Origin of the sequence: Enhygromyxa salina, from assembly GCF_002994635.1 — a bacterium.
Classification (GTDB): Bacteria; Myxococcota_A; Polyangia; order Nannocystales; family Nannocystaceae; genus Plesiocystis; species Plesiocystis salina_B.
Genome location: NZ_PVNL01000188.1, coordinates 1 through 639 on the forward strand (window position 1 = coordinate 1; position 639 = coordinate 639).

A 639-nucleotide genomic window follows, 5' to 3' on the forward strand; every position below is an offset into this window, starting at 1 on the left:
CACTGTGGGGGGACGGTAGCAGGTGGTGGGGGGATCTGGTTGTTTTTGGCGGATCTGCGAGCACGCACGCGGCCGCGGGAAAACCGGCCTGCCGCGGGAAAACCGGCCTGGGAGTCTTCCGTCGACGGGGACGGCCGCGGGAAAACCGGCCTTGGAGTCTTCCGTCGACGTGAAGCCTGAGGGAAAACCGGCCTTGGAGTCTTCCGTCGACGTGAAGCCTGAAACGCTCCAAGAGCACGCGAAATCCGCGCTTTCGCGCCTGTCATCACCTCATCGCGCCGGAAATTCGCTGTTGCACCCACTCCGACACCCAACGCCGCGCATAAAACCCGCTCAGAACCAATACCAGCCGGCGGGATAGCCTCGCGCGACCCCGCCATCCCCTGTCTGCACACGCTCACGAGACCGGATGCGGCGCCACCGTGACCCCGGCGAACCGCCGCAGCCAGTAGGTCCCCGCCGGAAACACCACCGCCGAGTCCCCGGCCAGCCACAATTCCCGCGCACACGCGTACTCGCGCTCCCACTCACGATCCCGCTGCAGCTGCGCCAAGCGTCGCCACTTGCACGACGCGGCCACCTTCGGCGTCACGGTGAATCGCTTCTCATAGCTGACCACCTGCCGGTACCACTTTTGCC

At 66.0% G+C, this 639-nt stretch carries 1 pseudogene; it reads right to left on the reverse strand.

From position 1 onward, the window contains the following. Positions 1 to 397: 397 nt before the first annotated feature. A pseudogene (locus tag ENSA7_RS41590) lies at positions 398 to 639 on the reverse strand (hypothetical protein); the annotation flags it as partial.